Origin of the sequence: Salinivibrio sp. SS2, from assembly GCF_001722075.1 — a bacterium.
GTDB classification, from domain to species: domain Bacteria; phylum Pseudomonadota; class Gammaproteobacteria; order Enterobacterales; family Vibrionaceae; genus Salinivibrio; species Salinivibrio proteolyticus.
Genome location: NZ_MEBP01000135.1, coordinates 1 through 6,539, shown reverse-complemented (window position 1 = coordinate 6,539; position 6,539 = coordinate 1). Strand labels below are relative to the sequence as shown.

4 protein-coding genes and 2 rRNA genes are annotated in these 6,539 nt (G+C 49.7%); 5 read left to right on the top strand and 1 reads right to left on the bottom strand.

Features of this window, described 5'->3' with window-relative positions; all coding sequences use genetic code 11:
- A 23S ribosomal RNA gene (locus BGK46_RS16350) occupies window positions 1–114 on the top strand; the annotation flags it as partial.
- Window positions 115–234: 120 nt separating this feature from the next.
- Window positions 235–350 (top strand): 5S ribosomal RNA (gene rrf / locus BGK46_RS16345).
- A gap of 540 nt (window positions 351–890) precedes the next feature.
- On the opposite strand, the gene bamD is transcribed toward rrf, so the two are convergent.
- The gene (bamD, locus tag BGK46_RS16340) at window positions 891–1,616 is read right to left on the bottom strand and encodes an outer membrane protein assembly factor BamD (protein WP_069591102.1); all 726 of its coding nucleotides are present in this window, start codon (window positions 1,614–1,616) and stop codon (window positions 891–893) included.
- A 198-nt stretch (window positions 1,617–1,814) separates the two neighbouring features.
- Between bamD and rluD the strand changes: the two genes are divergently transcribed.
- The 3 genes from rluD to clpB all read left to right on the top strand — a co-directional run bounded on the left by rluD (window position 1,815) and on the right by clpB (window position 6,165).
- Window positions 1,815–2,789: a 23S rRNA pseudouridine(1911/1915/1917) synthase RluD gene (gene rluD, locus BGK46_RS16335; protein WP_069591100.1), complete on the top strand. Its 975-nt coding sequence runs from the start codon at window positions 1,815–1,817 to the stop codon at window positions 2,787–2,789.
- On the top strand, window positions 2,789–3,511 hold the full coding sequence (gene pgeF, locus BGK46_RS16330; protein WP_069591099.1) for a peptidoglycan editing factor PgeF: 723 nt from the start codon (window positions 2,789–2,791) through the stop codon (window positions 3,509–3,511). Before rluD ends, pgeF begins: the two co-directional genes overlap by 1 nt.
- 77 nt (window positions 3,512–3,588) lie before the next feature.
- Window positions 3,589–6,165: an ATP-dependent chaperone ClpB gene (gene clpB / locus BGK46_RS16325; protein WP_069591098.1), complete on the top strand. Its 2,577-nt coding sequence runs from the start codon at window positions 3,589–3,591 to the stop codon at window positions 6,163–6,165.
- Window positions 6,166–6,539 lie beyond the last annotated feature (374 nt).

Genomic DNA, 6,539 nt, shown 5'->3' with positions numbered 1-6,539 from the left:
TAGAGCTTCGAGCCTCTAAAGGGTTGTCGTAGACTACGACGTTGATAGGCAGGGTGTGTAAGCGCTGTGAGGCGTTGAGCTAACCTGTACTAATTGCCCGTGAGGCTTAACCATACAACACCCAAGAGGTTTTGGGTTGGACTTAAAATAAGCCAGTTGATTGTGGCGAGAACGAACAGCTTTCTAGGTTGATGGTTTTCACTTTTAAAAAAGTGAAGACAAAACAAAATTTTGCTTGGCGACCATAGCGCTTTGGACCCACCTGATTCCATGCCGAACTCAGTAGTGAAACGAAGCAGCGCCGATGGTAGTGTGGGGTCTCCCCATGTGAGAGTAGGACATCGCCAGGCTTGCTTTCTTGTTTTCAGATTTTTTGAAAAATCTGAAGGCAAAAACGGCTCAATCTTATTGATAGCTCGATGCTTTTGATATCTTCGATGCTCATGTATTGGCATACACTGCGCGTCTCGATTCAACATCCCCATCGCATCAAATAAGATAACCTAATTAAAGCAGCTAAATGTAAGACTTTAATTAGCAGAAACACCAAGCCCTGACCTGACGGTCGGGGCTTTTTTGTATCTTGAGGGTGTATCAGCCCTATGCGCCTCGCTTCAAAACTCCCGTCATACAGACACAATTCAATCATCAAAGCAGATGAATATAAGACGTTAAGCTCAACCTCTACGCTCTGAACTGACAGTCGGTGCCAATTCTTATCGCAGTAATCTTGCGTAAGACTGGTACGGGGGACGCGATGCGTTGGGCGTTGTGGCATCTACATATAGATACGCTGAGGTGTGGGCGGCAGCCATTATTTTTATCCGTATCCGGCAGGCACAAAAAAGCCCCCAATTTTGGAGGCTTTAGCCTGAGTGCTTCGCTCTCTTTTAGCGTGGGTTTTTCTCAATGAGTTCACGCGTCCTCTGGGCCGGCTCTTCAAGTCCCAGCTTTTCGTAGGCTTTTAACATTAACGGTAGAGAAGCGCGTGCGGCCTCTGTATCTGGAAAGTCTCGCTGTATAGCTTGACAACGATTCACGGCGGCAACCCAAGCTTCGCGACGAATATAGAAATCCGCAGTGGCCAATTCATAGTTAGCTAAGCGGTTTTTCAGTGCCACCATCCGTGCTTTCGCGTCTGCAGCATATTCACTATTAGGGTAGCGTTCGAGTAAGCGACGAAAATCGGCAAAGGCCTTTCTGGCGGGTTCTGGGTCGCGATCGTTACGCTCCATACGGAGAATATCGTGGATCAGGCTGCGATCTTGCGCCATGTGAACCAAACCACGCATATAGACTACCCAATCGCTTTCTGGGTGAGCTGGATGCATACGGATAAAACGATCTATGGTGGCTTCTGCGAGCGCGAGATCGTCGTTTTTGTAATAGGCGTAGATCAGATCAAGCTGGACTTGATCGGAGTATGCGCCAAACGGATAGCGTGAATCTAGCGCTTCGAGTTTTTCGATCGCAGTGATCCAAGCGCCTTTGTTTAACTGCGCCTCTGCATCTTGATACAGCTTAGATGGCGGATCATCTTGAACGACTTGGTTGTTACTTGAACAGCCCGCGAGTATTGAGGTGGCTAACAGCGCAGTAAGCGTAAGGCGTTTCATGGGTTATCGCACTTCCTTGAAAAGTTTTTATGCCATCTGGATTACGGTCGCAGCGGCAAACAGATACAATGTCATTATTCCGGCTATTTTATCCAGTGACAGGCGACTATAGCAAAAGGCGAGAGCGGGCGATACGCCACACGCCGCCATAACGACTGTCGCGAGGGATTAGTCATAGAAATCACAGAAAAGTTCGATATGGCACAACAGATAGAATTATCTCACCACATTCAAGACCACCAACTGGGCCAACGACTCGACCAAGCAATTGCAGAGCTGTTCCCTGACTACTCGCGCTCTCGGATCAAAACATGGATCCAGGCAGGGCAAGTGTGCTTAGACGGGGAGGTAATGGATAAGCCTCGCCATAAAGTGATGGGGGGAGAAGCGATACAGATCCAAGCGGAAGTGGAAGACGATAATCGCTGGATCCCGCAAGATATCCCTCTAGATATTGTCTACGAAGATGATGACTTGTTGGTGATTAACAAACCTGCAGGTTTAGTCGTGCATCCGGGCGCTGGGTGCCCAGATGGCACTATCTTAAACGGATTATTGTATCTCTATCCTGAGATCGGCGATGTGCCTCGCGCAGGTATCGTGCACCGACTTGATAAAGATACGACAGGGTTGATGGTTGTCGCTAAAACCATCCCAGCGCAAACGCGATTAGTGCGTGCCTTGCAAAAGCGTAAAATTACTCGCGAATATGAGGCGATTGCGATCGGGAATATGACCGGAGGCGGATTGGTGGATAAGCCCATTGGCCGTCACTCCACCAAGCGCACCCATATGGCGGTACACGAGCTAGGCAAGCCCGCGATCACCCACTATCGGGTTGCGGAGCATTTTCGAGGTCATACACGGCTAAGGCTGCGATTGGAAACCGGACGCACTCACCAAATTCGTGTCCATATGGCCTATTTGAACCATCCTTTGGTAGGCGATCCTTTATATGGAGGAAAGGCTAAGCCACCGGGTCAGGCGGACGATGTGTTGGTTCAAGGTTTGCGTCAGTTCAAACGACAAGCTTTGCATGCAGCGATGCTACGCTTAGATCATCCGGTGACGGGCGAGCAAATGGAATGGCATGCTCCGATTCCTGAGGATATGGTCGCGTTGACCGAGCTACTCAGAGATGATCAAGCGAAATACGGAGAAGAGGACTATTAATGGAATGTATCCAGCCTGACTGGCCTGCGCCGCGTCATGTAAAGGCACTGACCACCACTCGCTTCGGTGGGACGAGTCAGGGCGCCTTTTCGGGCTGGAACCTTGGCCTACATGTGGGGGATGACGCCGAAGTTGTCTCGCAAAATAGGGCCATTCTTCAAGCGCTGGTTGGTGGGCCTATCACCTGGCTTAATCAAGTTCATGGTACACAGGTAGTACGGCTACCGTGTGTTGAGAGCTTGCCAGACGCGGATGCGGCGGTGACGGACGTATCTGGTCAAGTGTGTACAGTGATGACCGCTGACTGTTTACCTGTCTTGATCACCGATCGGCAGGGATCACAAGTTGCGGCTGTACATGCAGGTTGGCGAGGGCTACTCGATGGAGTCATAGAGACAACCGTCGCCACGTTTACGGACTCGACCCAATGTATGGCTTGGCTGGGGCCGGCAATCGGTCCCATGCATTTTGAGGTCGGACAGGAGGTTTATGACGCTTTTACGCGCGACTGCCCGGCGGCTCGCTCAGCTTTCGTTCGTCAACCGCATCAGAAGTATCTTGCCGACTTGTATCTGCTGGCTAAACAGCGCCTTGCCAAAATGGGCGTCACGGACGTGTATGGTGGCGACCATTGTACTTACCGGCAACGAGATCAGTTCTATTCTTACCGACGTGATGGGCAAACAGGCCGTATGGCCAGTTGTATTTGGCTGACAAAATAAAGTCAGTGGCGATGGTTGAAAACCTCACTGATGGTGCCCATTTATTCATCAAGCTAAGGTGTTAAGTGGGAGGAGCTATGCGCCTTGATCGTTTTACCAGTAAATTTCAAATCGCCATTTCTGATGCACAGTCACTGGCATTAGGACGTGATCATCAATATATCGAACCCGTTCACTTGATGAGCGCATTGCTCAATCAAGATAGCAGTGCGATTCGCCCTTTACTCACCATGATGAACGTAGATGTGAGCCAACTGCGTTCTAGCCTTTCTGAATTACTTGATCGCTTACCGAAAGTGACAGGGACGGGCGGCGAAGTTCAGCTTTCTAATAATCTCGGTATCCTCTTCAACCTGTGCGATAAGATCTCGCAAAAGCGTAAAGACAAGTACATCTCGTCTGAGTTATTTGTGTTAGCCGCGGTGGAAGATAAAGGACCATTAGGTGAGTTGTTGCGCAGCCATGGCTTAACCAGTCAAAAAGTGGAAGAGGCGATTGAGAAAGTCCGCGGTGGGCAACAAGTGGATGACCCTAATGCGGAAGAAAATCGACAAGCGCTTGAAAAATTCACCATCGATCTTACTGAGCGAGCGGAGCAGGGCAAACTGGATCCTGTGATTGGTCGCGATGATGAAATTCGTCGTACCGTGCAAGTGTTGCAGCGGCGCACCAAAAACAATCCCGTGTTAATCGGTGAACCCGGTGTCGGTAAAACCGCCATTGTGGAAGGCTTAGCTCAGCGTATCGTCAACGGTGAGGTTCCTGAAGGGCTACGCAAAAAACGCGTTCTCTCGCTAGACATGGGTTCGTTGGTGGCCGGTGCGAAATACCGTGGTGAATTCGAAGAACGTTTAAAAGCGGTGCTGAATGAACTTGCGAAAGAAGAAGGCAATGTCATTCTATTCATTGATGAATTACACACCATGGTCGGTGCAGGCAAAGCCGAAGGAGCGATGGATGCGGGCAACATGCTGAAGCCGGCGTTGGCTCGCGGGGAGCTCCACTGTGTTGGCGCAACCACACTGGATGAATATCGCCAGTATGTAGAAAAAGATGCTGCGCTAGAGCGCCGTTTCCAAAAAGTGTTGATCAACGAGCCTACAGTGGAAGATACGGTGGCGATTTTACGTGGACTCAAAGAGCGTTATGAGCTGCACCATGCCGTTGAAATTACCGACCCAGCGATTGTTGCAGCTGCAAGTTTATCGCACCGTTATATTGCTGATCGGCAACTGCCCGACAAAGCCATTGACTTGATTGATGAAGCTGCGTCGAGCATTCGCATGCAAATCGACTCTAAGCCCGAATCGCTCGACCGCTTAGAGCGCCGCATTGTGCAACTTAAAATTGAGCAGCAAGCGTTAGAGAAAGAAGAAGATACTGCCAGCCGCAAGCGTCTTGATAGTCTGAAAGAGGAGCTTGACACCAAAGAGCGCGAATACGCTGAATTGGAAGAAGTCTGGAATACAGAAAAAGCGGCAGTATCGGGGACACAACACATCAAGGCGGCGCTCGAGCAGGCGCGTACAGATATGGAGATTGCCCGTCGTGCTGGCGACTTGAGCCGCATGTCGGAACTGCAATACGGCAAAATTCCTGAGCTCGAAAAACAATTGGATCTTGCTAGCCAAGCCGAAATGCAAGAAATGACCTTGCTGAAAAACCGCGTGACGGATAGCGAGATCGCGGATGTTATCTCGCGCCAAACCGGCATTCCGGTTGCGCGCATGCTAGAAAGCGAGAAAGAAAAACTGCTCAATATGGAAGCTGCACTGCACGAGCATGTTATCGGGCAAGATGAAGCGGTAAGTGCGGTTGCGAATGCTATTCGTCGTAGTCGTGCCGGTTTGGCCGATCCAAATCGTCCGATTGGCTCCTTCCTTTTCCTTGGGCCAACAGGGGTAGGTAAAACCGAACTATGTAAGTCGCTAGCCGAGTTCATGTTCGATAGCCGTGATGCCATGGTACGGATTGATATGTCCGAGTTTATGGAGAAGCACTCAGTGGCTCGCCTTGTTGGGGCACCCCCGGGTTATGTCGGCTATGAAGAAGGCGGTTATCTCACCGAAGCGGTGCGGCGGCGACCTTATTCCGTTATTTTGCTCGATGAAGTGGAAAAGGCTCACCCAGATGTATTCAACATCTTGCTGCAAGTGTTGGATGATGGGCGTCTTACCGATGGCCAAGGTCGGACAGTCGACTTTCGTAACGCGGTCGTGATCATGACATCTAACCTAGGCTCTGATCGTATTCAAGAGCACTTCGGTGAACTTGACTACGCAGGTATGAAACAGACGGTGATGGATGTCGTTGCACATCACTTCCGTCCTGAATTCATTAACCGTATCGATGAAGCGGTGGTTTTCCATCCCTTAGCGGAAGACCATATTAAGAATATTGCTAGATTGCAGATGCAAGAAGTTGCACGTCGTATGGCGGAACGAGACTTTACCCTTGAAGTGACAGAAGCGGCGTTAGCCATGGTCGCGAAAGGAGGCTTTGATCCAGTCTATGGCGCGCGACCACTCAAACGGGCAATTCAGCAATCGATAGAGAACCCACTTGCTCAGCAAATACTGAGTGGCGATCTCCTGCCTGGACGCCCTGTTGTTCTCGATGTTGAGAATGAACAAATTATTGCTAAACAAAGCTAATCGAACCAAATCGCAAAAAAGCCACCGTTTTAGGTGGCTTTTTTATGGCTATACCGCCTAAATTGGCGAGAAAACTTGCGAATTGTTGGGTTTTTGTTCGGTCGGTATTTTTTCTTTAAAAACCCCTTGCGTCACAAAAATACCTCTCTATAATGCGCTCCTCGTTGGCACGGCAAACCGCGCTAACAAACGGCAGCAAAGCCAAGTAAACAAAAAGCTTGACTCACTGCCTCGGTGGCGTAAAATGCCACTCCCGCTCAAGATTGAGCGACGCTCTTTAACAATTTGACCTATGCAATCTGTGTGGGCACTCGTTGAGAATAGACAAAAAGATTTATTCGATGAACTGAGTGACCAAACGACAACTTTTATAG

Bases quoted from the DNA above. Each gene is read 5' to 3' on its own strand.
- clpB (WP_069591098.1), top strand. From the start codon at position 3,589: ATGCGCCTTGATCGTTTTACCAGTAAATTTCAAATCGCCATTTCTGAT.
- rluD (WP_069591100.1), top strand. From the start codon at position 1,815: ATGGCACAACAGATAGAATTATCTCACCACATTCAAGACCACCAACTG.
- bamD (WP_069591102.1), bottom strand. From the start codon at position 1,616: ATGAAACGCCTTACGCTTACTGCGCTGTTAGCCACCTCAATACTCGCG.
- pgeF (WP_069591099.1), top strand. From the start codon at position 2,789: ATGGAATGTATCCAGCCTGACTGGCCTGCGCCGCGTCATGTAAAGGCA.